The organism is Halomonas sp. LES1, from assembly GCF_031846005.1.
Taxonomy (GTDB): Bacteria; Pseudomonadota; Gammaproteobacteria; order Pseudomonadales; family Halomonadaceae; genus Halomonas.
This window is the reverse complement of sequence record NZ_JAVRGC010000001.1, coordinates 192728-216820: the sequence shown is the minus strand read 5'-3', so window position 1 is coordinate 216820 and position 24093 is coordinate 192728. Positions and strand designations below refer to the sequence as shown.

The following is a 24093-nucleotide window of genomic DNA, read 5'->3' as shown; positions in this document are numbered from 1 at the left end:
TGCATTGCTCGCCCCTCAGAACTGCGCCAGCTGGCGCTGTGAGTTGTAAAGGATTTCTTTACGGCTGCCCGCCGGCTGTACCCTGGGGCAGTCTTCGGCGGCGCGGTTGTCGTAATCGGGATGCCCGGTGCGGCGCTCGGGGGCGATGCCCTGGGCGGCCTCGGCCTGCCATGTCGCCACGCCCTGGCAGTAGGCCTGCACGCTGGCGCGCTCGATCTCGGCGTCGGTCTTGGCGATCCAGCCCATCACGTGGCCGCCAGCGCCCAGGGCTCCAGCCATGGCGGCGATCAGCACCGCCCGGGTGACAATCTCGCGTAGCGTCATGCGATGGCCTCCTGGTCGTACACGCGCGGGTAGAGCGTGATGTTTCCGTTGTGGTGGAGCTGCTGAAGCATCCAGGTCAGGAAGTCGCGAGCGGCGGCGTGGGTGGGGTGGGGCCCGGCGCCCTGGATGATCACCATCTCGCCGCTGCGTGGGGCGAAGAAGGCGGACCAGTAACCACCCCGCGGGCCGTGGCTGGCCGGTACCGCGGTGATCTCCACCTGGGGATCGCTCTCGCCGTGATGCTGCGCGTGCTGGCGCCAGGCCTTGGCCAGATACATCAGCGGGTAGCTGTGGCGGCTCTCTTCGTGCTGATTCATGCTGCGGGCCCCTCCTTCAGCAGCTGGCGAAGCGTGTCGGCGATGCTGCCCAGGTCGTGGGTGGCGAGCTGGCGCTGGCGCTCGTCGCTGTCGCGTGTGGGCAGGGCGGCACCCAGGGTGCGCTGGGCCACCCACATGCCGCCGAGGCGTTCGCAGATGGTGGCCTCGATCAGGTGGTTCTGGCTGTGGTAGGCGACGCTGACCCGATAGCGGTTGTTCAGGCTGATGGCCAGTGCCAGCTCCTGGATCTGCATGATGGGGCCGGCGATGGCGATGCCGATGCCGTGCTCGCGGAAGACGGTGCCGATCTCGGCGGCGGTGGAGGTGATGGTCATGCGTAAACACTCCCGAGGTCGCGCCGGGCAATCCGGCTGGTGGAGGAGACGGGTTGGCGGGTGCACACCGGCTGGCGAACGCGTATCAGTTGGGTGGTGTCCTGGTGCAGGCCGCCGACCATCAGTGCCAGCAGCAGCGGGGCGATCCAGCCGCGGCGGATGGCGCGGGCCACGGCGTCGGTGGCGCGGATGGCGTGCAAGTGGTAATAGAGCGCCTCGGCGGTGCTCTTCACCGTGGCCGGCGAGATGCCGCGCGCCTGTGCGATCTCCTTCTGGGTCATGCCGGAGGCGAGGCCGGCCAGCACCATCACCTGCTTGGCGGTGGGCAGGCCGGAGCCACGGCGGCCGAAGCGGCAGCGGTACCCGGCAAACTCCAGAAACTGCGGTGCGTGGTCCATGTGGTGCCTCCAGCATGTCGTGATGTTGTATGGGTAATAATTACCCATGAGTAAACATCTAGTCAATACCTATGGGTAAATATTTGTCTCGAACGTAGCCACTCCCCCTTGGCAGGCGTCAGGCAGACAGCCGGTATGGCCGATGGATTACGTGATAGGTGGGAGGCAGGGGGCTGTAGAGGTGCCCGAATGGACTATGCTGGGAGTGTGACGCCAGACGAATGCGGCCCATGGGTCGCCGGGACACGCCGCGTCACTGCTCGCGCTTCGCCCTGGCCATGGATGGCCGGGGCGTTTTGCGTTGGGGGAGGGCACAAAAAACCCGCCTCGGTGGGCGGGTTGGATGGTCTGGGGAGGGTCAGGAAACTGCGTGCAGCTGGCGTTCGGCGAGAGCCTTGGATTCGCGGTACTCCCACGCCTCAGCCGCCATGGTCCAGTGGGTCTCGTGTCCCTCTTGCTCGATGGCGTTACGGACTTCAGCTAGCGGAACCTTGAAGAACTCCTTGCGAGGGTTAATGCGGTTGACCTGGTGGTCTGAAAACTGGCGGTGCAGCTCTCGCTCCAGAGTTGGCGCGTCTTCCGAGTAGATCATGGCATGAACATCGAACGAGAAGGGCACACTGGCGTCGCCCAGTTCCTTGACTCGGTCTAGGGGCTCAAGTCGACGAGTCATGCCGATCTTGAACACGTTCTCCCCAAATGAGCCGACGTTGGAGATGATGTAGACATGGCCGCGCTTGGTCTGTTGAGCCATGGAGAGGGCGCGCTGACCGCGTGACTCTGCCTCTTCCAGCTGTTGCTCAAGCTCGGATAGCTTCGCCTGGAACTGGGCGCGCTCTTCTGCGCTGGCGCTCTCCAGCTGCTTGCGTGCCTCGGCCATGGCCTTGGCCAGCATGCGCTCTTCCTTCTCGGCCTGCTTCAATGCCTTTTCAACATCGCGCCGGGCCTTTTCTTCTTCACGCATCTGCTCGCGGATTTCGCGCTGCTCCTCCTGATCGATACGCTTTAGCTCCATGGCGGCCACTGCCCATCTCAGTTCTTCCAGTCGGGCTTGCAGGTAAAGGTCGGTGATGCGGGCGTTCTTGAATGGTTTGCCGTTGTGGTTGACCACGGCGAAGGCGTCGAGAATTGCCTGGCGGAGTTTGCCGTAGTTATCGTGCTTGACCTTGGAAAGGATCGAGTCGACCTTGCCGTTAAAGGCATCGACAGCGAAGTGGATGGCATACTCGCGGCGCACTGCCTCCTTGTAGTCGCAGTCGCCGGCCCGCGCGTTCTTGGCCATATCGCGACTGTGCTTGCGTGCCTGCTTGAGCTTCTCGCCAGCATCCTTGTGGGAGAAGTCTTCGGCCAGGTCATCGAGTAGGCTGGCATTGGGCACGATGTAGTCGTCGTGATAGCCCTCGATGATGTTGCGCATCGCCTTGGCTGTCTGTTCGTACAGCTTGGCATCTTCGACGGCCTTCAACGCATTACCGGCCGTCTCTTCTGCCTGCCTGCGCGCATCATTGATGATCTGGCGGGCCTGATCGTCGGCGTGGGCCATCACTGCTTCAGCTTTCTCCCGGGCCTCTCTGCCCTGGGCGCGCCCCTCACTGAGTATGCGTTGCTTCTCCTGTTCGGCCTCCTGGCGTAGCTGATCGGCGGCCTGCTGGGCCTGTAGCTCGATCTCGGCAACTCGGCGTCGAGTGTTGTGAGCTGACTCTTCTGCCTGGCTAACCAGTTCTCGAGCTTTTTCGCTGGCATCGTGGACTTCTTCATACTGCCACAGGTGCTCTACTGAGTTACGGATATGACTGATCTCTTTGTCTTTTAACTTGACCTTGTGCCGATAACGCAGAGCCACCAGCCAGCCAGACAGAATCAGGGCGAGTATTACTAATAAGACGATAGAGCCTTCAGACATGGCGTTCCCCGTTGTTTCTTTCGTGTTGTTAAACGGTTAGCTTGCCATATTTAGATGCGGTTCTATGTAGGACAGAGCCGACAAAACCCGCCTCGAGGGCGGGTCTGATGGGCGAGGAGGCTGGTCAGTGCAACGCTGGCGCTTCTTCGATGGCCTGCAGTATCCCGGCCTGGCCAAGGGTGTCAGGTACAATCCTGACTAGCCCGGTACCGGTCAGCTCCTGATGGATCTCTCGGTAGGCCTTTAATCGCGGGCCAGACTTCACCTCGGGGGCGCGACACACGAACACGGTATCTGCTGGCGCTTGGTCTGCATTCTTCAAGCGCCGCATTCGTTTCTCCCACTTGTCACCCTTCTCGATGATGCTGCTGGAGTCTTCCAGGTCGAAGCTGATGGGCTTGACGGCCTGCCTGGCGGTGCCGGCTTCCTCCCACACCAGCGGGAACTTCACCTGCAGTAGCTCGCTCCCCAGCGTACGTTCGGCATACAGGCGATTTCTGAAGCTACGCAGCCACTTGGTGACCTGGCTGGTCAGCTGCGCCTCTTCATTTGGCTTCTGGCTGAAGTCGTGGTGCACATAGTTGAGGAACAGCTTCTCCAGGGCGTCTTCTGGCTTGGCCGCGGCGATGACCCCGGGGCGGCTGAAGCGCAGGAGTGACTCGCTCGGTCCGGTCAGATGCTTGAAGACGGAGAGCTGGAGCTCGCTATCGGAAGCGTGCTTCTGCATCACGCTGCTGATCCGTGCCAGTTCGTCGGCTATGCTCCGCCGGGCATTCAGCAGCACCTTCTTGTCCAGCTTGGAGAAGAATTGAGTGATGCGCTTGTAGTGGCGGGTCTCAAGGCGGTACAGGAATGTGCCATCGCTGCAGAGCATGACGATCCCCAGGTTCGCGAACTCACCTGTCTCGGGGTAGGGCTGGAAGCGCAGCACCGCATAGTGGCAGATGGTGCTCATAGGTTCCTCCAGATGTCATCCTCGTTTAGCCGGCTTAGCCACTGACGGCGCGCATCAAGTGTCGGCTGGGATGGCGTCGTGTTGTCGTCTGGATCTCTATAGACCCATTCGTCGGGCAAAAGGTCGATGATCGTATCCCAATCGGCCAAGGCGCTGTCAAGGACCGAGATATGTGACCCCCGCACCACCAGGTCGTCCAGAGCTTTCGTCTGTCCGCTGAAGACGTGGCGGTTCGTCCAGTCCGGTGTCTCGAGCTCCAGCAAGGCGACGTTGTGATCAATGACCGCCAAGTGGTTGTCGGGTGTCATCAAGAGGTTGACGTTGCCACCCAGGTCGGTCAGCTGTCGGTCGCCGTTGTTGACCCATATATCGAACAGTAGCACACGCTGCTGCAGGGGCTCGTCGATGCTAGCCACCTGGGCGAAGCGCAGCTCGGCCGCCTGCTCGATAAGGAGCGAGGCGAAGGCGGGCCCGCCGCCGAGATCGTGCGCTTTTTCCACCCCGCAGTGCGCAATGAGTGCTGGCGAGATCTCCATGATGCCGTAATTGGGGATGGGGAGCTCACAGCGGCTGCCCAGCTCGGCACAGAGCAGCTCCGAGACGAGAGCGGGCCGGCCTGCGCCATCGACCCCCTTGACGACGTAGATGTCGCCTTCCGTGTCACGCACCAGGAAGGGGCAGGAGCGGCCTTGCTCGGCGGGCCTGAGGATCTCCTCGGCTATCAGTGTGCGTTGGATCAACATCCCTGGGGTCCTGCCTCCTTGCTTATAGCCGCGTCTTGGCCTCCACGGCGACGCCGAGGATGCGGCACTTGCCGTTGATGGGAATCAGCGGGTAGGCGGGGTTCAGCGCTCTGAGGTAGCGCCGGCCGCTGTCTTCCACCAGCTGCTTGAAGGTCGCTTCGTTGCTGTCATCCAGCAGGGCGGCCACCAGCTTGCCGGGGGTGGCATCCAGCCCGGTGTCGAACAGCACCAAGGTGCCTTCGGGCACGCTGGGCAGGCTGCCGGCGGGGGCGGTCATCGAGTCGCCCTGCACCTCCAGCCAGAATGCCTTGCCCTGGGCGCGGTAGTCGCTGGCCTCTTCGTGGGGCTCGGCGCCGGGCTCGTAGGGCGTGACGCACTCGGTCCAGGCACCGGCCTGCACGCGGCTGATCACCGGGTAGCGGTGGTAGCGGATCGGGTGGGGCGCGCGCTGCACATTGGCATGGCCGGGAGTTTGGCTGGCGCTTTGCGTCTCGCTTTCGTCGCCTGGGCGATCGAGCCAGCCCCGCGGTAGCGCCAACTTAGCTTCAATGTCTCGGGCAAGCTCTTCGCCTATCCGCTTTTGGTGCTTCCCTTCCGACAAGCACCTCGAGATATAGCCCGCCTGCCTTTCAACAGCATCAGCAAGCCTGACCTGCTTTCCGTCGAAGCGATCCTTGAGTAGCTGGCGCAAGCGCGCCCGGCGGGTGTTGTAGATGTCCATCCCCGAATGATCCCGGCTTGTTATCTAAAGGTAAATCACCTCTAGGTATTGATAAATGTTCACCTATAGGTAAACATTCGGGTAATCAGAGGAGATTGCTATGAAGAAACGACACGACGGACTGCTGGATTGGATCAAGCAGGCTAGTGATGAGCAGATTTCGAGCACCGGCACGACCAGGGCTTATCTGAAGCAAATTGGATACGGCAACAAAGTTGCCTCGCCCCAGATAGCAGTGAAGGTCGAGCTTGCAAGCAGCGGGCGCGTAACCCGGAGAGGCCTGCGTCCAGACGATTGGTATGTGATATGGCCTGAGCTGACTGCATCTGACTCTCCTCCCTCCAACACCCCAAAGCTTACGCCCCGGCAGACACCAGCGACGACCGCCTGACCGGGGTGGATGACCATACAGGACTCAGTACCGCAGCACTGCCCGCCATGCCGGGCCCAGGGAGCGAGGAAGACATGCAGGTGATCCAGGCACTGCCTACCGACGACCCGGCCGCGCATCACGACCTGATCGAGCGCATCACTAGCCTGGCGGTGGACATCAAGGGCGCTGAGCGCGCCGGCAAGCCACTGAGCGAGGCGCTACGGCTGCGCGTTATCTACCACACGGCCTTCGCCGAGCTGCTGGCGCGTACCCGTGCCACGGATGCTGGCGCCCAGGCCGACATCGAGGCCCGCGAGGCCAAGCATAAGCGCCTGGTGGCGAGTTATCGCCAGGAGTTGGCGCAGATGGAAGGGGAGAAGGGCAATGTTTGAGCCACGCGAAGAGCAGCAACAATGGGAGCTGGAGTTGGAGTTGGCTGAGCAGATCGGCGGACTGTTTCGCACTCGTGCCGAGGCGGAGAGCGCTGAGCGCCAGGCTGGGGAGTGTAGAGCCAGAGAGGCCACGCAACGGGCGAGGATCGCGGCAATTCGCCAGAAGCTTGGCCTCCCGGATACAGCGGTTAGTCGCCGTTCGTGGCTTCAGGCTCGTGAGGCTGAAGCATCGGATAAAGCCGCGCTTCGCACAGATCGCCACGACACGCTTCAGCCGCCGGCCGAGGAAGGGTGAAGCCATGCAGCTCTCTATGCAGGACCTTTGCAAGGTCTTCAGTCGTCAGCTTGCCTGCGGCATCCGGCATCAGTCTCAGTTTTTCCATGGCGCTGAAGCGAGCTGCCTCGAGCCCCTCCAGCGGCGCCCAGGGCGTGCCGAGCTCCTGTCGGACATTGTCGGCATAGCAATGCAGCAGGTAGTTGCGAAAGGCTTCTTTCATGGCGCGACTCAGCGCCTCTTCGTCACGTCCTCTATCGCTGAACACCTGGTGCTTTTCAGCCGCCTCCTCTCGGGCCCGTATCCACTCAGTGCGGTATGCCATCGGTTTCATATTCGTTTCGGCCATGGTGATTCTCCATCAGGTGCATTGCGGTGTGTGGAAATTCCTAATGTACCGGAGGTCACCATGGCCCTCTATCAACGCGGAGGTGGCGCATGAGTTGTATTACCGCCGCCATGCTGCCGAGCCTGCTGGGTCGCCCTGTGGCGTATCAGCCGGTGTTTGCCCGCCTGCCTGGGGTTACCGTGCAGGGTGCCATCTTCCTCAGCCAGGCGCTGTTCCTATGCAACACGCCGACGGCTCGCAAGCGCGATGGCTGGTTCTGGAAGGAGCAGCAGGGCGACAGCGACAGCTGGGAAGCCGAGACCGGCATGAGCGCCAAGCAGCAGGTGACTGCCCGGCGTCAACTGGTCGCGATCGGCGTGCTCGAGGAGGTGCGCAAGGGGGTGCCGGCGAAGACCTGGTACCGGGTGAATACCGATGTGCTGGCGCTTCGCCTGGCCGAGGCCTTGAGCGATGAGGAGGTGCCGGAACCGCCTGCAACTCCCGCCACTGCCCACAATCTCCCATCGGGAGAATCTGAAAACTCCCCTTCGGAGAATCAAGAATCGCCAGAAGGGAGTGCACAGAATCTCCCAACCGGAGTTTTCTTACAGAGACTACAACAGAGAGTACCCCCTCTCTCTGATGCGGGCGCGAGCGATGCGCCGAGCGTGTTCGATCGAGCCGCCGAACTGGACGACCAGGGCCAGCCGCTCGACGTGGACGCGCCGGTAACCCCGCACCCCTGTCAGTCGACGACCACCGCGGGCCGCAAGGCGCCGATGACCCTGGAGTGGGAGCCGGACTTGCCGACCTGGCAGCGCGCCTGCTTCGACCGTGGCTTGCCGGTGGACGCCGATGTCTCGATCGCGCTGATCGATTTCCGCGAACACTACGCCGCCCAGCCCGGGCGCACCCACACCCCTGCCGACTGGACTCGCCGCTTCGCCAAGTGGGTCCACGAGAACCTGCAGCGCCAGGCTGCCCGAGCTTCCCAATCTCCCGCCGCTACCGGAGGTGACCATGCAAACCGCCGCCAACGTACTCCAGCACGTCGTCTCACCGCAGCAGAGGCGCGTGCACGTGACCGAGCCGCCCGCGAATCAGGATCCGGGGCCGTCTACGAGGGGGAGCACCACCCCCCTGGTCACTGAGCAGGACATGGATCTGGTGTTCGACGCCCTGGGCGCGATGTACGGGGCCAAGTTCTCGAGCCAGTGGGGCGCCTACGACGAGGGCGGCGTGTGGCTGGCCGAGCTGGCGCACCTGAGCCGGCGGCACCTGGAGCTGGGTATCCATCGCCTGCGTCAGCAGGTTCGTGAGGCCGCGCGCTCCGGTGACGAGGCCTGGCCGCCGCAGCCGGTGGCGTTCGCCGCACTGTGCGAGCCGCGCCCCGAGGATCTCGGCCTGCCGACCACTGCCGAGGCCTGGGCCGAGGTGTGCGCCCACGCTCACGAGCCCCGCGCCCATCGCTGGCGCCACGAGGCGGTGCGCCTGGCCGGCAACCAGGTGGGCTGGTGGGAGCTGACCCACGGGGGTGATGAGGCCAAGGCGGCGCGTCTCGAAAAGGGTTTCGCCAAGCACTACGGCGCCCTGGTCAACCGCGTGATGGCCGGCGAGGACCTCGCCCCACGTGAGCTGCTCGAGCATGACGGTAGCCGCACCCCCGCGGAGCTGGCCGAGCGTGCCGGCCGGGAAGCAGCACAGCAGCAGGCCGAGGCAGCAGGCCTGCCCCACACCATGAATGCCGACCAGGGGCTGCGCAGCCTCCGCGCGGCGCTGAACGGAGCGTGATGATGTCCACTGCACTGATGCAACCCACCAGTAACGAGATCAAGCATGGTGCCCTGATGCATGCCTGTCGCACCGGCCGCACCTCTCGCCAGCAGTTGGCCATCCTGCGTCGCCTGTACTGGCATGGCGCGGGACAGGGCGAGACCCGCCAGGCCCTGGCCGAGGCGCTGCAGATCCCGCTCTCGAGTATCTGCGGCCGCTGCAGTGAGCTCGCCGATCTCGACCTGATCGCGCCGATCGGCACCGAGGGTAAGCCCGCCCGGCAGGTGCTGGGCATCACCGCCAAGGGAATCAGGTGGCTGCAGGCGGCCGACGAGCGCCAACAGGGCGGGGAGGGTGGCCGTGACTGATCAGCAGAAAGGCGGCCAGCAGGCCCGGCGCGCAGCGATGCTGTGCCAGAACCCGCGGTTTCGTCTCTATCTGGATGCTCGCCGCCGTCAGGCCCACGGCCTCGCCTGGTCGGCGCTGCCGGACGGCACCCACAGCGCGCAGGATGCCGCGGACTTCATTCGTAAGAGCTGTGGTGTGACCAGCAGGGCGGGGATCGATCATTGCGACCGGGCGCGCGGGATGCTCGATCGCATCGTGGCGGACTATCAGCGTTGGGAGCGCGGGCAGAGGAGGGCCGGGTAGTGACCGAGATGAAACATCCCAACTGGCTGTGCGCGGAACGCCTGGCGGAGAGCCCGAGGTTCTGCGAGTTCCTCGATGCCACCAGCCGCCACTCCAGCCGCTGGCCGCATAACCGCACCACGGCGGCGAGCTGGCTGCGCGATGCGTGCCAGGTGGAAAGCCTGGGCGCCCTGGGCGTGGATCCGGTGGCAGCTGCTCGTCTGGCCGAGGTCGAGCAGCGCTTCATGCTGTGGGATCAGAACGAGGAGCTGGCGCTGTGACGATCTATCGCAAGAAGCGGATGCCCAGCGTGGCCGAGATCAAGCGCAACCCGCCGACGGGGGCTCGTCAGGCGGCTCGCCGGCGCGCCTCAGGCCACGACTACGAGGGCAGCGAGCAGGAGGCCTTGATCAGCTGGCTGCACGGGGAGTGGCGGCGCGGCACGGAGGTGGGGCAGGCCTACCCGGTGATCTACCACGTGCCCAATGGTGGCCAGCGCAACAAGAAGACCGCCGCCGACCTGAAGCGTCAGGGCGTGAGGGCTGGCGTCAGCGATCTGGTGGTGATGGAGGGGCGCGGCGGGCTGCTGGGTCTCTATCTGGAGTTCAAGGCGACGCCGCCGAGGCATGCGGCGCTGGCCAGGAGTCAGCGCGAGTGGCTGGCGCTGGCCGACGCTCGGGGCTATGGCGCGGTGCTGGCCAGAGGGCTGGAGGAGGCGCGCGAGGTGCTGCGCGAGTATATGGCGCTGCCGGCGACGGAGGTGGTGGGTCCGGTGCGGCGGCTGGAGGCGGGTACCGACTGGAGGTCGTGATGCGGTTGCCGAAGAGCGTGCAGAAGATTGCGGATGTGATCGGGCGTGACCAGGCGCTGCATCTGGTGAGAGAGCTGCCGCCGTGTGGCCGGCGCTCGAGGCGACGCAACATCTATATCCCGACCCCTGCGAACCTTTCCGACGATCACAAGCTGGTGGCGCTGGTGGGCAAGGAGGATGCCGAGGCGCTGGCCGAGGCGCTGGGCGGGCAGTCGATACAGCCGGCGCTGTGTCGCTACATGGAGCGGGCAATGGCCAATCGACGCATCCTGGCGCTGCGCGACCTGGGGCGCTCGGTAGCCGAGATCGCCGTCGAGCTCAAGATGAGCGAGAAGTGGGTGAGCATGGTGGTCGAGGCCCGAGAGATGCATCAGGCTGGCATCGACATCGAGATCATTGCCCACTCGGTGAAGATCAGCCCGCTGACGATTGGCTACATCCTGGGCGTGGATATAGGCGAGGGCCTGGACGATGCGCCGGTCAAGCGTCGTGGCGAGCGCCGGCCACCGGACCCTCAGCTGGGCCTCGATCTATGAAGGCCCGCCAGCGGAGGGGGGTGCGCACACCCCTGCATACTGCCAGGCATGCAGTCACCACCGCGCCTCGCGCGCGGATCGAGACCTTGATGCCCAGCAGAGACGCAGGCCCGGTAATGGCGGAAATGAACGAGCGATTGGCACGAGTGGAAACGCGGCTCGATGGCCAGGGGGAGATTCTGACCCGGCTGGAGCGCCACATGGAGTCGATGAGCGACAGCCACGCCGAGATGGCCAAGGCGGTAGCCCAGATCCCCAACCTGTTCAACCAGATGCTCGACGTCCAGAAGATCACCGCCGACCAGGGCAATCGGCTGACCGCTCTCGAGAAGGAGATGCTTCACGCCCGCCAGCACCGTGAGCACGTGCGCACCGTGGTCGAGCCCAGGGTTCAGCGCAGCCACTTTATCTCGAGCGTGACCGCCTGGGGCGCCGCCCTGGCGGTCACGGCTGTGATCACCGCCGGCACCAAAGGCTGGCTCGAATAGGAGGCACCATGCAGCAGATCGCCCCGCACTTCTCCCGCCATGAGTTCGCGTGTCACTGCGGCTGTGGCTTCGACACCATCGATGCCGACACCCTGCGCATCCTCGAGGCGGTTCGTCAGCACTTCGGCATGCCGGTCACGGTGACCAGCGCGGCGCGATGTCGTTCGCACAATGCCGCCGTGGGCGGCGCCTCTCGCTCCCAGCATATCTATGGCCGGGCGGCTGACATCAAGGTCGCCGGCACGCCTCCGGCCGCGGTTCACGACTGGATCGCCGAGCAGTTTCCTTATGCCAGCCTGGGGCTCTACCAGACGTTCGTTCACGTTGACACCAGGACCGACGGGCCCGCGCGGTGGCCCGGCTGATCACGGCCGGCCTGGCCGCATTTTTTGTTATTACCATGCTGCTCGAGGCTGCACTGCTCGGCATCAAGCGGCGTCACCATCGGAGGCCTTATGCTCGACCAACTGCCCGCCCATCTCGTCCCGCTCGCCATGCTCTCTGGCGGACTGCTGACCCACCTGCTCAAGAAGTTTCTGGAGGTTCGCCAGCAGCTCGAGGCGCTGAGCCTGCCGGCCTACCTCAAGGCTCGGCCGTACAAAAGCGCCCTCGCCGTCATTGGCGCCGGGGTGGGCTACCTGCTGATCGCTGACCCGGGCCCGCCGAGCCTGGTGGCGGCGTTCGGCGTGGGGTATGCCGCCGACAGCATGCTCGAGGTCATCGGCGCGCGCGGCAGGGCGCTGGCCCAGTGATCGGCCTGCTGCGCTCCTGGAGGCTGTGGCTGGCGGTAGGTCTGGCGGCCGGCGCCGCTAGTGTGGTGGCGGTGGGCCTGCACCAGGCCCGCACCATCGGTGAGCAGGAGGCCGAGCTGGCCATCAGGCAGGCCGCCATCGAGGAGCTGGGCAGTCAGCTGGCCCGGCAGCATGAACAGCACCAGGTGGCCATGGCGGCGCGCGACGCCGCCCTGGAGGCCGAGAAGGCCCACGCCCTGGCTGCCCAAAACCGGGCCCGGGGGCTATCTGATGAGATCCGCAATGCGAGGGCAGCCGATGCCGAAATTGATGCCTGTATGGGGGTGCGTCTGCCTGACGGCCTGGCTGAGCGGTTGCGCCAGTGAGCCGGTGGCGGTGGTTGAGGTTCGCCCCCTGCTGCCGCCTGAGGCCTATCTCGAGCCGTGCGAGATCTCGCTGGGCGACCGCACCATCGGCGGCGCCCTCCAAGGGCTGCGGGGTGCGGTGGAGTGCGAGCGCGCCGACAAGGCCGCGCTGCGCGCGTGGCGGGACGAGCATATCGAGGAAGATGGCGGCTAGATCGCAGAACTTTTTAGGTACTCCCGGCGGGGGTGCCGCCTGCGGGTGACAGGACGCGCGGAAGTTGGCATGAGCGAGGCGCCCAGGGGCCGGTTGATTGTTGTTGTTTGAGGAAGCCGATGGCGTTCAAAGGGAAGGGAAGGGCGGTCAATCGCGAAGAGCTCGCCGAGGTGTTCGGCGTGTCGCTCAACACCATCACTGGCTGGATTCGCCGTGGCTGCCCGTTCGAGCAGCGAGGCCGACAGGGCAAGCCGTGGCGCTTCAACACCAAGGACGTCAGCGAGTGGCTGCGTGACGAGGCTCGTGCCGAGGCAGAGTCCGATGCGCCGATGGACGAGTTCGAGCTCAAGCTGCGCAAGTTGGCGGCCGAGACCGCTCAAGCCGAGCTGGATCTTGCAGCGGCGCGCCGGCAGGTGGCGCCGATCGATGAGTTCGAGCGCGCCCGGGCGATGGAGAACGCGGTCGTTCGCGCCAACGTAATGAACGTGCCGAGTCGTGTGGTTAGTCAGCTGATTGGCGAGACCGACGAGGGGCGCTTCAAGGAGGTGCTCAAGGCGGAGTTGGTGCAGGCCCTGGAGGCTGCCGCCGAGTCCGACATCGAGCTGGAAGAGGAAGAGGCTGACGATGCAGACGATTGAGGCGGCCGAGCAGTTCAGCAACAGCGCAGGGGTTCTGCGGGCACTCAAGCGCAGCTCTCGCCACCTGATCCCGCCGGCGCCGCTCAAGCCTAGCGAGTGGGCCGAGCAGAACGTCAGGATTCCGGCAGGAAACGCCATTCCCGGCCCGATCCGCTTTGACAACGCCCCCTACCAGCGTGAGCCGATGGATATGGCCGCCCATCCTGGGTGCTACCGAATCTCGCTAATGTGGGGAGCTCAGGTCGGCAAGACCCAGCTCGCCCTCTGCCTGCAGGGTTATGGCATCGCCCACGAGCCGCGCAGCCAGATGATGATGCAGCCCAGCCAGGGCGATCTGATGACGTGGCTCGAGACCAAGTTCAACCCCATGGTCGCCGCCAACCCGGTGCTTGAGGGGCTGCTGGCCAAGCCGCGCAGCCACGAGGGCGTGAACAACCAGCGCATGAAGAGCTACCCCGGCGGCTTTCTGATGTTCGCCTGGGCCGGATCCACCAAGACCATGCGCGGCCGCTCAGCGCCATGGATCGTGGCCGACGAGGTTGACGGCTACAGCGGCACCGACGAGGGCGACGAGGTCGAGCTGCTGTGGCAGCGCGCCGCCACCTTCGGTGACCAGCGCCTGCTGGTGGAGATTTCGACGCCAACCATCAAGGGTGAGAGCCGCATCGAGGCGGCCTATGAGCTCGGCGATCAGCGCCGCTTCTATGTGGCCTGCCCGCATTGCGATGCCCATCAGGCGCTCGACTGGCACCAGGTCACCTGGGACAAGGACGGCGACGGCACCCATCATCCGGACACCGCCGCCTATATCTGCAAGCACTGCGGCGCCATGTGGAATGACGGCGAGCGAATCGCCGCGATCCGCACCGCCGAAAAGGTCGGCGCTGGCTGGAAGTCCGCCAAGCCCTTCCGGGGGCATGCTAGCTACCACCTCAACGAGCTCTACTCCTGCTTCCGGCGGCTGCGCGACATCGTGCAGAGCTTCCTGGACAAGAAGGCCAAGGGCGACCTGCAGTCGTTCATCAACGTCTCACTGGCCGAGACCTGGGAGGAGCAGGGCGAGCAAGCCGAGCCGCACGTACTGATGGAGCGCGCCGAGAGCTTCCGCGCACCGGTACCGGCGGGCGGTGTGGTGCTGACCGCCGGCATCGACATGCAGCAGGATCGCCTGGAGATGGAGACCGTCGCCTGGGGTTACGGCGACGAGTCGTGGTCCGTGGATTTCACCGTGCTGTGGGGCGACCCGCTCCAGGATGAGGTGTGGCGCGACCTCGATGACTACCTGGCCACCACCTGGACCCACGAGAGCGGCGCCCAGCTAGGCATCATCGCCGCCTGCCTGGATACCGGCGGCAGCGCCGGCTACACCCAGCGGGCCTATGAATACGCCCGGGGCAAGACTGGCCGGCGCCTGTTCGCCATCAAGGGTGTCGGCGGCTGGGATCGTCCCGTCGTCACCGCCCCTTCGCGCAAGCGCACCGGCCGCGGCCAGCGCAAGGTGGACCTGTTCAGCGTCGGCACTGACGAGGGCAAGCTCACCGTGATGCGCCGCCTGGCCGTTACCGAGCCCGGTCCCGGCTACTGCCACTTCCCCGCGGAGCGCGAAGCCGAGTTCTTCCACCAGCTCACCGCCGAGAAGTTGGTCACCAAGTATGTGAAGGGTGTGCCCAAGCGCGAGTGGCACCAGACTCGCCCGCGTAACGAGGCGCTCGACTGCCGCCTCTACGCCTACGCCGCCCTGAAGATCGCCAGTCCCAACATGAAGCGCCACGCCGCCCGTCTGGCCGAGTACGAGAAGCCCGAGGGTGATGATGAGGAGGTCGCGCCGCTTAAGCGCAAGCCTGATGCCGACCCTGCCCCGGAACCACCGCCAGCGGATCCCAAGCCCCGCAAACGCAAGACTAGGCGCAGACGATCACGACCAGGCCAGTCCTGGGTCAACCACTGGTGACGCATGCCCCATATCCCGGACAGCCTCACGGCAGGCACCACGCTGGCGCTCACGGTGGCGCACACCGCCTATCCGCCGCCCGGGTGGTCGCTGACGCTGCTGCTGCGCGGGCCCGATCAGCGCGACCTGTCATCGACGCCCGATGGCACTGTTCACGCCTTCAGCGCGACAGCCGCCGACACCGCTGGCTGGCCGGCCGGTGCCTACTGGTACAGCCTGCGGGCTACCGACGGCACCGAAGTGCACGAGATCGAATCTGGCACGCTGACCGTGGCGCCGGATCTCGCCGCCGTCTCTGCCGATCATGACGGCCGCACCCACGCCGAGAAGGTGCTCGATGCCATCGAGGCAGTCATCGAGGGTCGGGCCAGCAAGGATCAGGACAGCTATCGCATCAACAATCGCGAGCTGCGCCGCACCTCGGTGAGCCAGCTACTCAAGCTGCGCGACGTCTACCGACAGGAGGTGCGGCGCGCCCGGGCAGCCAAGCGCGGCCGCAACACCCTGGGGCGCCAGATTCTAGCGAGGTTCCGCGGTGTTTGAGCTTCTGAAGCGTAAAAAGGTGACTGACGCCGAGCCGTCCGCGCCGCCACAAGCGACTCCAACGCTCTCCCGGTTGCGCCAGATTCCGCGCGCGCTGGCCCGCAACCTGCTGGCTCAGGCCCGGGCCGACCGGCTCTCGAAGGACATGCCCACCACGCCGGTGCCTGCCGACCAGTTTATCGACAAGAATCAGCGCGCCCTGGTGGCTCGCTCTCGCCACCTGGTGATGTCCAACGACTATGCGCGGGGCTTCGTGCGTCAGGTCCGTCAGAACGTCGTGGGTCGGCGCGGCATCCAGCTTCAGGCGCTGGCCAAGGATGCCGATGGCACGCTTGACGAACGCGCCAATGACGCCATCGAGGCCGATTTCGACGCCTGGTGCGATCGCCGCGTCTGTGACGTGACCGGCCGCCGCTCGTTCCGGCAGCTGCTCTCCCGGGCTGCTGAAGACGCCGCTACTAATGGCGAGTTCATGTTCCGTCTTGTCTACGGGCGCGATCACAACCCCTGGGGCGTGGCGCTCCAGGTGCTGGACCCCCAGCGCTGCCCGGTCGAGATCAACGAGGATCGGCTGCCAGGCGGCGAGTTTATTCGACAGGGCATCAAGTACGACCGATGGGGCCGCCCGGTGGGCTACCTGTTCGGCACTCTGGACCCAAGTGAGGGCGACTACCACTTCGGCGGTCGCGCCTTTATCGAGGTGCCCGCCGACGAGCTCATCCATGGCTTTATCGAGGATCTAGTGGGTCAGCGGCGCGGCCTGCCGTGGATGGTCACCGCCGTGCTGCGACTGCACCACCTGGACGGCTTCGAGAAGGCGGCTCTGGTCAACGCGCGCGTCTCCGCCGCCAAGGGTGGCTTCTTCGAGTGGGAGGAGGGCATGGGCCCCGCCGACGAAGAGGACGACAGCGAGCCGCTCTATATGGATGCCGAGCCGGGCAGCTATCAGGAGCTGCCACCCGGCCTCAAGTTCAAGGGGTGGGACCCACAGTTCCCCAATGGCGAGCTCGCCAGCTTCAGCAAGCAGAGCCTGCGCGGCATTTCGGCCGGCCTCGGCGTGGACTACCCGACGCTGGCCAACGACCTGGAGGGCGTGAACTTCAGCAGCTTGCGCCATGGCGTGCTCGGCTCTCGCGACCACTGGATGGAGCTTCAGGAGTGGTTGATCGAGCAGCTGCTCGAGCCGGTTTTTCAGGCCTGGCTGCCGCGGGCCCTGCTCAAGGGTATCGCGGTTCCCGGCACCAGTGGCGCCACTCTGCGACCCGAGCGCATCGAGAAGTATCGCGCCCACGACTGGCAGGCGCGCCGCTGGGATTGGGTTGATCCCGACAAGGACTCCAAGACCGCCGCCCGCGACATCGCCAACAAGATCAAGAGCCCATCTCAAGTGATCCGTGAGCGCGGAGGAGATCCGCGCACCGTGTGGCGGCAGTGGGCCAACGACCGGCAGGCCATGATCGACGCCGGCATCCCCGAGGCCCTGGTCGACGCCACCCTGGGTGATCCCACCATGAACAGCGGTACCAGCACGCCCCAGGGCGAGACCGCAGGAGAGGCGAGCAATGAAGGATAAGCGCGAGACCCGCGACCGACTGCACCGCCCCGGCACCGCCGATCCGCGGCCGGACGTCAGCAAGACCCGCGCGCTGGAGGGCAGCTTCCAGCGGCGCGGCGTTACCGATGAGCAGCTGCGCAAGCTAAAGGCCGAGGGTCTGCGCCGCGACATCGTGGCCGGCGAAGTGCGGGCCATCGATGAAGAGAAACGCACGGTCGAGCTGGCATTTTCCAGCGAGGCCGAGGTGGAGCGGTGGTTCGGCATCGAGGTGCTGGATCACAGCGAAGGCGCCATGCGCACCGAGCGCCTGGAAGATGGTGCGGCCGTTCTGGTCAACCACGACTGGGACGACCAGGTGGGCGTGGTGGAATCTGTCACCGTGGGAGCCGACCGGCGGGGCCGGGCGGTGGTGCGCTTCGGGAAAGGCACCCGTGCTTCCGAGGTGTGGCAGGACGTGGTCGACGGCATCCGTCGGCACGTGTCGGTGGGCTACTCGATCCACAAGGTAGAGGTCGAGGAGCGCGCCGGTCAGGCCGATATGGTGCGCGTCACCGATTGGGAGCCGCACGAGATCAGCATCGTCTCTGTGCCGGCGGACGTTTCGGTGGGCGTGGGGCGCTCACAGGAACCACCGCCAGCGGAGCCGGGTCAGGGCGGCCCTGATACTGCCAGCAACGGCCAAAGCGGCAGCGCTGGCGAGTCAACCACATACCGGAGCAGTGAAATGAACGAGAAGATCCTGCGCGACAAGAAGGGCAACCTGGTTCGCGCCAAGGTCGATGGCGACGGCAATATCCTCGAGGTGCTCGAGATGATCGAGCGCGCCGGCGAGGAGCAAGACAAGGCCCGTCGTGCCGGCGTCCAGGCCGAGCAGCAGCGCGTCAAGGCCATCATGGACATGGGGCGAGAGTATGAGAACACCGAGCTGGCGACCCGCTTCGTCAGCGACGGCAAGAGCCCCGAGGAGTTCCAGCGGGCCCTGCTGGCCGATATGCACAAGCAGCGCTCCAAGGCGATCACCGACCATGGCGGCGGCGAGGGCGAGACCCGCTCCGCCAGCATCGGCATGACCGACACGGACCTGCGGCGCTATTCCATGATGAACGTAGTGCGCGCCCTGGCAAATCCTCAGGACAAACGAGCCCAGGAGGCCGCCAGCTTCGAGCTGGAGCTCTCCCAGGAGGCCGAGCGCCAGTACGGCAAGCAGGCTCGCGGGATCCTGATTCCCGACGATGTTCTGTCGCGCGCCTTCAATGCTGGTGGCGCCGCCAACACGCCGACAGGCGCAACCTCTGGCGAAAACCTGGTTGACTCCCAGTTCATGGCCGGCAGCTTCATCGAGATGCTGCGCAATCGCACGGCCCTGATGCGCCTGGCGACCACCATGAGCGGCCTGGTCGGCAACGTCGAGATCCCCAAGCAGACTGGCGGGGCCACGGCCTACTGGCTGGGTGAGGGCGATGATGCCAGCGAGGAGACGCCGACTATCGGGCAGATCGCGCTCTCCCCGAAGACCGTGGCGGCCTACACTGACATCACGCGGCGGCTGATGCTGCAGTCCACCCCGGACGCCGAGCGCGTCGTGCGCAACGATCTGGCTGCCGCGGTGGCGCAGGCCATCGATGCCGCGGGATTCTACGGTGCAGGCGGCAACGAGCCGACTGGCATCGCCAACGTCAACGGCATCAACGCGGTCAATCTCACCACTACCGGCAAGCCCACCTATGCCGAGGCGGTGCAGATGGAGAGCGAGATCTCGGCGGACAATGCCGACGTCAACTCCATGGCGTATGTCATGGCCTCGGCGATGCGCGGCCACTTCAAGACCACCCAGAAGTTCGATGGCACCAACGGCGCGCCGATCTGGGAGCCAGGCAACACCGTCAACGGCTACGGCACTGAGGTGACCAACCAGATTCAGGCTGGCGATCTTTTCTTCGGCAACTTCGCCGACTTGATCATCGGCATGTGGGGCGGCCTCGATCTGACCGTCGACCCCTATAGCCTGTCGAAGTCGGGAGGTACTCGCCTGGTGGTGTTCCAGGATGTCGATATGGCAATCCGTCGTGTCGAGAGCTTCTGTCTCGGCCGCAACACCGGCGCCTGATCGATAGTGCTGTTCGAGGCCCCGCACGATGCGGGGCCGTTTACCATGGATCTTGAAGAGGCGTCTCCATGAGCAAGAATACCCAGACCGTCGATCTCGAGTGCACCTCTGCCTTCATGGTCAAGGGCAAGATGATCACCCCCAAGCAGGTCGTGCGTGGCGTGCCCGCAGCGGAGGCCGCCAATCTGGTGCGCCGCGGCAAGGCCAAGGTCGTGGCGGCTGCGCCCGCGGAAGACGACGCAGAGGCCCCGGCCCTGGAGGAGCTCAGCGTCGAGGAGCTCAAGGCTACGGCCAAGGAGTACGAGATCGAGGGCGCGGACAAGATGAAGAAGGCCGAGCTGGTCGCCGCCATCGAGGCCGCCGAGGCTGAGGACGAGTAATGCCGGCGCCGGAGTGGGAAGACCTCGACGCCTTCCTCGACGAGGACGAGTTCGCCACGCCGGTGACCGTCACGCGTGAGGATGGCGTCGTGCTCGCCTTCTCCGGCATCTATGAGGATCAGTACCTTGACGCCCAGCTGGGCGAGTACCGCATGGACAGTGAGCGCCCGCGTGTATGGTGCAAGCAGGCCGACGTGCCAGGCGTGTCACGCGGCGACATCTGCGTGGTCGACGGCGCCACCTATGACGTCATGACCAAGCCCCAGGGCGACGGTACCGGCATGGCAATGCTCGACCTTGCGGTGAGGCACGATGCTGGATTTTGATGTCGATGCCGACGAGCTGCGTCGCGTGGTCGAGGAGTTGGGCGCCATGCCCAAGGAGGTCAACGCCTCCTATAATCGCGCACTGACCCGCACCGCGGCCACCCTGCGCCGGCGGTCCAGCAAGGGGCTGCAGAGCGAGCTTGGGCTGCGCCGCGCCAAGGCGATCCGCAAGCGCCTGAAGTCCATCCGCGTAAAGGGCTCGAAGAGCGGCGACTATCGCAAGATGGCCTCCATCCGCCTGTGGTACGGGCTCAACGACATCGCCGTCGCCGAGTTCAAGGGGCGCGTCAGCGAGACCGCTGCTGGCGCGGGCTATTCGGGCCCCGCCGGCAATCATAGCTTTCCTGGCGCCTTTGTCGCTAAGTCGCGGGGCAGCAAACGCCGCACCATCATGCGCCGCAAAGGCCGGCGCCGCCTGCCCGTGCACCAGGAGACGTTGCCGATCAAGGACCAGGCCGACGTCTATGTTGAGGACAACATCTTCGACCAGCTGGAGTCGATTTTCTGGCACCACTTCCGCGACGACCTTGAGCGCCGCGTCGCCTACCTGAGGGCCAAATGAACGCCGACACCGAGATCACCCTCGACGGCCTGCACCAGGCCATCCTCGACGCCATCGCCGACGGATTCCCGTCCATCCAGACCGTGGACGACTACCCTAACGACCGCCAGCGGGTGGCGGTGCCGGCCGCCTTCGTCGAGCTCACCGAGCTGACCGCCGTGCCGGATGATGACCCCGGCACCGGTCAGCTGGCCATGGAGGCGCAGTTCGAGCTGCGCTATCTGCTGGGCTGGCGCGGCACCAACCAGGGCCGCGCCATTCGCGCCCAAGCCGCTGCGCTGGCCCACTTTATCCACCAGCAGCGCTGGGGCCTGCCGGTCGAGCCCGCCCGCGTCCTGGTGGCCGAGCCGGACGAGTTCGACCCCGAGCTCGAGCAGTACCTGGTGTGGCGTATCGAGTGGGCCCAGATCATCCATATCGGCAAGAACGAGTGGCTCGATGACGGCATCCCGCCGCGCGAGGTGTGGGTGGGCGTCGACCCGCGTACCGGACCCGCGCACATCGACGATTATCGGCTGGTCTACTTCGACGACGGCGCCTGGTGGGATCTCTGGCACGACGCCCAGGAGCATGGCGAGGCGTCCACCGCCGAGGCCATGGACGATCTTGCACAGGTGTTGGCCGCCTGGGAACCCGACCCGTGGGAGTCGGTGCGATGAACCAGGCGTGGCGATTGCAGGAGCTGGAACGCCGGCTCAACAGCCTGCTGATGGTCGGCACCATCCTCGAGGTGGACTACGCCGCCGCCCGATGCCGCGTGGAGATCGGCGAGATCCGCACCGCTTGGCTCAAGTGGTTCACCGCCCGCGCGAGCAGCGACCGCAGCTGGTGGGCGCCCGAGGTCGGCGAGCAGGTGATGGTGCTGTCGCCCAGCGGCGAGTTGGCGCAGGGCACCGTGTTGCCGGCCATCTACCAGAGCGCCCACCCCGCCCCGGGCGAGCGCGAGACCCATCGCATCGACGACTACGGCGACGGCACGCGCGTCACCTATGACCGCGAAGCCAGCAGGCTCACCATCGACTGCGTCGGCGACGTGGTGATCGAGAACGCCAACAGCATCACCGTGAACACCGGAACCACGCTGGACATCACCGCCGGAGGAGCTGCCACCCTCAAGACTCCCAGTGTCACCGTCGACAGCCCGCAGAGCACCTTCACCGGGCAGGTCACCATCCAGGGCAAGCTGACGTATCTGGGCGGCATGGCTGGCTCCGGCGGAAGTGGCGCCTCGGCCGCGATCACTGGCGGCGTCAGCGTCACAAGCGGCGACGTCACCGCCGACGGCGTCAGCCTCAAGACCCACACCCATCCGGGCGACTCCGGCGGCACTACCGGCGCTCCGAATTGACTGCGAACCACCGCCAGCGGAGCCCCTAAGCCGGCTGGCGCATCCTCACAGCCATGGACGGCATGAACGCGCAGACCGGGCGCACACTCTCCGGCATCGACCACCTGCGGCAATCGCTGCTCGACATCCTGACCACGCCTATCGGCACCAGGGTGATGCGGCGCGACTATGGTTCGCGCCTCTACGAGCTAGTTGATGCGCCCATGAACAGCGCCACCCTGGTCGCGCTATATGCCGCGACAGCCGAGGCGGTGGCTCGCTGGGAGCCCCGCTTTCGCCTGCAGCGAGTGCGAGTCGCCAATGCTGTGCCTGGCGCCGTCTCGCTCAACCTGCAGGGCATCTATGTGCCGACCGGGCAAACCATCCAACTTGACGGCATCGAGGTGAGCTGATGACCACCGCCATCGACCTTTCCCAGCTCCCCGCGCCGGAGGTCCTCGAGGAGCTCGATTACGAGTCCATTCTCGCCGAGCGCAAGGCCGCGCTAGTCGCGCTTTACTCCAGCGACGAGCAGGCCGGCATCGAGCGCTTGCTTGAAATCGAGAGCGAGCCGCTGACCAAGCTGCTCGAAGAGAGCGCCTACCGCGAGCTACTGCTCCGCCAGCGCATCAACGATGCTGCCCAGGCGGTGATGCTGGCCCATGCCAAGGGCAGCGACCTAGACCAGATCGGTGCCAACTACGGCGTCGAGCGGCTGATGATCGATGCCGGCGACTCCAGCGCCGTGCCGCCGGTGCCGCCCACCTACGAAAGCGACAGCGAGTTTCGCCGCCGCATCCAGCTTTCGCCGGAGGGCTACACCACCGCCGGCAGCGAGCAGAGCTACGTTTACCACGCCCTGAGCGCCGATGCCGACGTGCTCGATGCCAGCGCCGTCACCCCAGCCCCGGGCGCCGTCACGGTCTACGTTCTCTCGCGCACCGGCGATGGGTCTGCGCCCGCCGCCACGCTCAGCGCCGTGGAGGCCGCGGTCAACGACCAGGCCATTCGCCCGATGACCGACAACGTCGTTGTCCAGTCGGCCAGCATCGTCGAGTACGCCATCACCGCCGAGCTGACCATGTTACCGGGCCCCGATGCTGCCGTGGTCCGCGACGCCGCCATCGAGGCGGCCGAGGCTTACGCCGAGCGACAACACGCCATGCGGCGCGACATCACCCTGTCTGGGATCTATGCCGCCCTGCACCAGAGCGGCGTGCAGAACGTCGCGCTCAGCAGCCCAGCCGCCGACATCGTCATCGGTGACGGCGAGGCCAGCTACTGCACCGGCATTACCGTGACTACCGCGGAGAACACCGATGTCTGAGCTGATGCCGCCCAGCGCCACGCAGCTCGAACGCCTGGCCGCGGAGGTGGGCGCCAACGCCACCGACCTGCCGGTGATCCTGCGCGCCCTGTGGCATCCCGAGGACTGCCCCGAGCACCTGCTGCCCTGGCTGGCGTGGACCTGGTCCACCGATAGCTGGAGCGACGCCTGGAGCGCCCGCCAGAAGCGCGACACCATCGCCGCCGCGCTGGACGTGCAGAAGATCAAGGGCACCATCGGCGCTGTGCGTGGCGCCCTGGGCGCCCTCGGCTTCCAGACTCGCGTGCAGGAGTGGCACAAACAGACGCCCGCTGGCGATCCCTACACGTTTCGGCTCTTCCTCGATGTCGACCAGGAGCCCATGGACCAGCGCGGCATCCAGCGCGCCCTGGAGATCGTCGAGCGCACCAAGAGCCTGCGCAGCCACCTCGAGATCGTGATCCAGCAGATCGCCACCCGCACCACCGTGTACCTGGCGGCGGTCGCCAACACCGGCAGCGACGGCGAGGTGGCCTACAGCGGCCTGCAGTACAGCGACGGCGACTACGCCATCGACCTCATGACCGACGCCGCCTACCACGGCGAGGCCAGCACCGTGGCCGGCATCGACCGGCTGCACCTCACGCTACACAGCACGACCTACCGCGACCTGCTGGTCGATGCGCAGCTGTTCAGCCTCACCCGCACCGAGGAGGGCATGGACGACCTCCACGCCCTGGTCGCGCAAACGCTAACGCCCACCTACTGGAACGTGAACTGGTGATCC

General features: G+C 65.7%; 36 protein-coding genes. 27 read left to right on the top strand and 9 right to left on the bottom strand.

The genetic code is table 11. From position 1 onward, the window contains the following. Window positions 1-15: 15 nt before the first annotated feature. The 8 genes from RM463_RS01145 to RM463_RS01110 all read right to left on the bottom strand — a co-directional run bounded on the left by RM463_RS01145 (window position 16) and on the right by RM463_RS01110 (window position 5513). Window positions 16-324: a hypothetical protein gene (locus tag RM463_RS01145; protein ID WP_311428635.1), complete on the bottom strand. Its 309-nt coding sequence runs from the start codon at window positions 322-324 to the stop codon at window positions 16-18. Continuing rightward, on the bottom strand, window positions 321-641 hold the full coding sequence (locus tag RM463_RS01140) for a hypothetical protein (protein WP_311428634.1): 321 nt from the start codon (window positions 639-641) through the stop codon (window positions 321-323). Before RM463_RS01140 ends, RM463_RS01145 begins: the two co-directional genes overlap by 4 nt. Further along, the gene (locus tag RM463_RS01135; RefSeq protein ID WP_311428633.1) at window positions 638-976 is read right to left on the bottom strand and encodes a hypothetical protein; all 339 of its coding nucleotides are present in this window, start codon (window positions 974-976) and stop codon (window positions 638-640) included. Before RM463_RS01135 ends, RM463_RS01140 begins: the two co-directional genes overlap by 4 nt. Next, window positions 973-1374, bottom strand: coding sequence for a LuxR C-terminal-related transcriptional regulator (locus RM463_RS01130; protein ID WP_311428632.1), 402 nt, complete (start codon window positions 1372-1374; stop codon window positions 973-975). Before RM463_RS01130 ends, RM463_RS01135 begins: the two co-directional genes overlap by 4 nt. 358 nt (window positions 1375-1732) lie before the next feature. Further along, a complete protein-coding gene (locus tag RM463_RS01125) occupies window positions 1733-3277 on the bottom strand; it encodes a DUF4041 domain-containing protein (protein ID WP_311428631.1) in 1545 nt (514 codons plus the stop codon). Between the two features lie 124 nt (window positions 3278-3401). After that, window positions 3402-4232, bottom strand: coding sequence for a DUF3037 domain-containing protein (locus RM463_RS01120; protein WP_311428630.1), 831 nt, complete (start codon window positions 4230-4232; stop codon window positions 3402-3404). Further along, on the bottom strand, window positions 4229-4975 hold the full coding sequence (locus RM463_RS01115; protein WP_311428629.1) for a HipA family kinase: 747 nt from the start codon (window positions 4973-4975) through the stop codon (window positions 4229-4231). Before RM463_RS01115 ends, RM463_RS01120 begins: the two co-directional genes overlap by 4 nt. Before the next feature lie 22 nt (window positions 4976-4997). Further along, complete coding sequence (locus RM463_RS01110) at window positions 4998-5513, bottom strand: S24 family peptidase (RefSeq protein ID WP_311428628.1); 516 nt, start codon at window positions 5511-5513, stop codon at window positions 4998-5000. Between the two features lie 283 nt (window positions 5514-5796). Between RM463_RS01110 and RM463_RS01105 the strand changes: the two genes are divergently transcribed. Together RM463_RS01105 and RM463_RS01100 are read left to right on the top strand one after the other, a co-directional pair. Further along, window positions 5797-6087 carry a hypothetical protein gene (locus tag RM463_RS01105; RefSeq protein WP_311428627.1) on the top strand — a complete coding sequence of 97 codons (291 nt, stop codon included), beginning with the start codon at window positions 5797-5799 and terminating at the stop codon, window positions 6085-6087. 74 nt (window positions 6088-6161) lie between these two features. Beyond that, window positions 6162-6461: a hypothetical protein gene (locus RM463_RS01100; protein WP_311428626.1), complete on the top strand. Its 300-nt coding sequence runs from the start codon at window positions 6162-6164 to the stop codon at window positions 6459-6461. A 188-nt stretch (window positions 6462-6649) separates the two neighbouring features. Here RM463_RS01100 and RM463_RS01095 read toward each other — a convergent pair whose 3' ends face one another. Next, the gene (locus tag RM463_RS01095; RefSeq protein ID WP_311428625.1) at window positions 6650-7084 is read right to left on the bottom strand and encodes a hypothetical protein; all 435 of its coding nucleotides are present in this window, start codon (window positions 7082-7084) and stop codon (window positions 6650-6652) included. 89 nt (window positions 7085-7173) lie between these two features. Here RM463_RS01095 and RM463_RS01090 point away from each other — a divergent pair, with 89 nt between their 5' ends. The 25 genes from RM463_RS01090 to RM463_RS00970 all read left to right on the top strand — a co-directional run bounded on the left by RM463_RS01090 (window position 7174) and on the right by RM463_RS00970 (window position 24090). Then, the gene (locus RM463_RS01090; protein WP_311428624.1) at window positions 7174-8214 is read left to right on the top strand and encodes a DnaT-like ssDNA-binding domain-containing protein; all 1041 of its coding nucleotides are present in this window, start codon (window positions 7174-7176) and stop codon (window positions 8212-8214) included. A 7-nt stretch (window positions 8215-8221) separates the two neighbouring features. Further along, window positions 8222-8854 (top strand): replication protein P, encoded by a 633-nt coding sequence (locus tag RM463_RS01085; RefSeq protein WP_311428623.1) that lies wholly within the window; start codon window positions 8222-8224, stop codon window positions 8852-8854. A gap of 2 nt (window positions 8855-8856) precedes the next feature. Then, window positions 8857-9204 carry a hypothetical protein gene (locus RM463_RS01080; RefSeq protein WP_311428622.1) on the top strand — a complete coding sequence of 116 codons (348 nt, stop codon included), beginning with the start codon at window positions 8857-8859 and terminating at the stop codon, window positions 9202-9204. Further along, complete coding sequence (locus RM463_RS01075) at window positions 9197-9487, top strand: hypothetical protein (RefSeq protein ID WP_311428621.1); 291 nt, start codon at window positions 9197-9199, stop codon at window positions 9485-9487. Before RM463_RS01080 ends, RM463_RS01075 begins: the two co-directional genes overlap by 8 nt. Then, window positions 9487-9747: a hypothetical protein gene (locus RM463_RS01070; RefSeq protein ID WP_311428620.1), complete on the top strand. Its 261-nt coding sequence runs from the start codon at window positions 9487-9489 to the stop codon at window positions 9745-9747. The genes RM463_RS01075 and RM463_RS01070 overlap by 1 nt, the downstream gene beginning before the upstream one ends. Next, a complete protein-coding gene (locus tag RM463_RS01065) occupies window positions 9744-10277 on the top strand; it encodes a VRR-NUC domain-containing protein (protein ID WP_311428619.1) in 534 nt (177 codons plus the stop codon). The genes RM463_RS01070 and RM463_RS01065 overlap by 4 nt, the downstream gene beginning before the upstream one ends. After that, entirely contained in the window at window positions 10277-10813 is a 537-nt protein-coding gene (locus RM463_RS01060; protein WP_311428618.1) for a hypothetical protein, read from the top strand. Before RM463_RS01065 ends, RM463_RS01060 begins: the two co-directional genes overlap by 1 nt. An 89-nt stretch (window positions 10814-10902) precedes the next feature. Then, window positions 10903-11301, top strand: a complete 399-nt coding sequence (locus RM463_RS01055) for a hypothetical protein (RefSeq protein ID WP_311428617.1) — start codon at window positions 10903-10905, stop codon at window positions 11299-11301. Between the two features lie 8 nt (window positions 11302-11309). Then, window positions 11310-11666: a D-Ala-D-Ala carboxypeptidase family metallohydrolase gene (locus RM463_RS01050; RefSeq protein ID WP_311428616.1), complete on the top strand. Its 357-nt coding sequence runs from the start codon at window positions 11310-11312 to the stop codon at window positions 11664-11666. Between the two features lie 90 nt (window positions 11667-11756). Beyond that, window positions 11757-12053, top strand: a complete 297-nt coding sequence (locus RM463_RS01045; RefSeq protein WP_311428615.1) for a hypothetical protein — start codon at window positions 11757-11759, stop codon at window positions 12051-12053. Beyond that, complete coding sequence (locus RM463_RS01040; RefSeq protein WP_311428614.1) at window positions 12050-12418, top strand: hypothetical protein; 369 nt, start codon at window positions 12050-12052, stop codon at window positions 12416-12418. Before RM463_RS01045 ends, RM463_RS01040 begins: the two co-directional genes overlap by 4 nt. Before the next feature lie 10 nt (window positions 12419-12428). After that, window positions 12429-12611: a hypothetical protein gene (locus RM463_RS01035; protein WP_311428613.1), complete on the top strand. Its 183-nt coding sequence runs from the start codon at window positions 12429-12431 to the stop codon at window positions 12609-12611. Window positions 12612-12730: 119 nt separating this feature from the next. Continuing rightward, a complete protein-coding gene (locus tag RM463_RS01030) occupies window positions 12731-13249 on the top strand; it encodes a helix-turn-helix domain-containing protein (protein WP_311428612.1) in 519 nt (172 codons plus the stop codon). Then, window positions 13236-15200 carry a phage terminase large subunit family protein gene (locus tag RM463_RS01025; RefSeq protein ID WP_311428611.1) on the top strand — a complete coding sequence of 655 codons (1965 nt, stop codon included), beginning with the start codon at window positions 13236-13238 and terminating at the stop codon, window positions 15198-15200. The genes RM463_RS01030 and RM463_RS01025 overlap by 14 nt, the downstream gene beginning before the upstream one ends. Window positions 15201-15203: 3 nt before the next feature. Beyond that, on the top strand, window positions 15204-15743 hold the full coding sequence (locus RM463_RS01020) for a hypothetical protein (RefSeq protein ID WP_311428610.1): 540 nt from the start codon (window positions 15204-15206) through the stop codon (window positions 15741-15743). Further along, window positions 15736-17316 (top strand): phage portal protein, encoded by a 1581-nt coding sequence (locus RM463_RS01015; RefSeq protein WP_311428609.1) that lies wholly within the window; start codon window positions 15736-15738, stop codon window positions 17314-17316. Before RM463_RS01020 ends, RM463_RS01015 begins: the two co-directional genes overlap by 8 nt. Further along, window positions 17306-19405 (top strand): phage major capsid protein, encoded by a 2100-nt coding sequence (locus RM463_RS01010; protein ID WP_311428608.1) that lies wholly within the window; start codon window positions 17306-17308, stop codon window positions 19403-19405. The genes RM463_RS01015 and RM463_RS01010 overlap by 11 nt, the downstream gene beginning before the upstream one ends. Before the next feature lie 68 nt (window positions 19406-19473). After that, on the top strand, window positions 19474-19785 hold the full coding sequence (locus RM463_RS01005; protein ID WP_311428607.1) for a Rho termination factor N-terminal domain-containing protein: 312 nt from the start codon (window positions 19474-19476) through the stop codon (window positions 19783-19785). Next, window positions 19785-20111, top strand: a complete 327-nt coding sequence (locus RM463_RS01000; RefSeq protein ID WP_311428606.1) for a hypothetical protein — start codon at window positions 19785-19787, stop codon at window positions 20109-20111. Before RM463_RS01005 ends, RM463_RS01000 begins: the two co-directional genes overlap by 1 nt. Further along, window positions 20098-20673 carry a hypothetical protein gene (locus RM463_RS00995; RefSeq protein WP_311428605.1) on the top strand — a complete coding sequence of 192 codons (576 nt, stop codon included), beginning with the start codon at window positions 20098-20100 and terminating at the stop codon, window positions 20671-20673. The genes RM463_RS01000 and RM463_RS00995 overlap by 14 nt, the downstream gene beginning before the upstream one ends. Then, on the top strand, window positions 20670-21332 hold the full coding sequence (locus tag RM463_RS00990; RefSeq protein WP_311428604.1) for a hypothetical protein: 663 nt from the start codon (window positions 20670-20672) through the stop codon (window positions 21330-21332). Before RM463_RS00995 ends, RM463_RS00990 begins: the two co-directional genes overlap by 4 nt. Next, window positions 21329-22021, top strand: a complete 693-nt coding sequence (locus RM463_RS00985; protein WP_311428603.1) for a phage baseplate assembly protein V — start codon at window positions 21329-21331, stop codon at window positions 22019-22021. Before RM463_RS00990 ends, RM463_RS00985 begins: the two co-directional genes overlap by 4 nt. Before the next feature lie 62 nt (window positions 22022-22083). Next, window positions 22084-22413 carry a GPW/gp25 family protein gene (locus tag RM463_RS00980; protein WP_311428602.1) on the top strand — a complete coding sequence of 110 codons (330 nt, stop codon included), beginning with the start codon at window positions 22084-22086 and terminating at the stop codon, window positions 22411-22413. Further along, window positions 22413-23327: a baseplate J/gp47 family protein gene (locus RM463_RS00975; RefSeq protein WP_311428601.1), complete on the top strand. Its 915-nt coding sequence runs from the start codon at window positions 22413-22415 to the stop codon at window positions 23325-23327. The genes RM463_RS00980 and RM463_RS00975 overlap by 1 nt, the downstream gene beginning before the upstream one ends. Beyond that, complete coding sequence (locus RM463_RS00970; RefSeq protein ID WP_311428600.1) at window positions 23320-24090, top strand: phage tail protein I; 771 nt, start codon at window positions 23320-23322, stop codon at window positions 24088-24090. The genes RM463_RS00975 and RM463_RS00970 overlap by 8 nt, the downstream gene beginning before the upstream one ends. Window positions 24091-24093 lie beyond the last annotated feature (3 nt).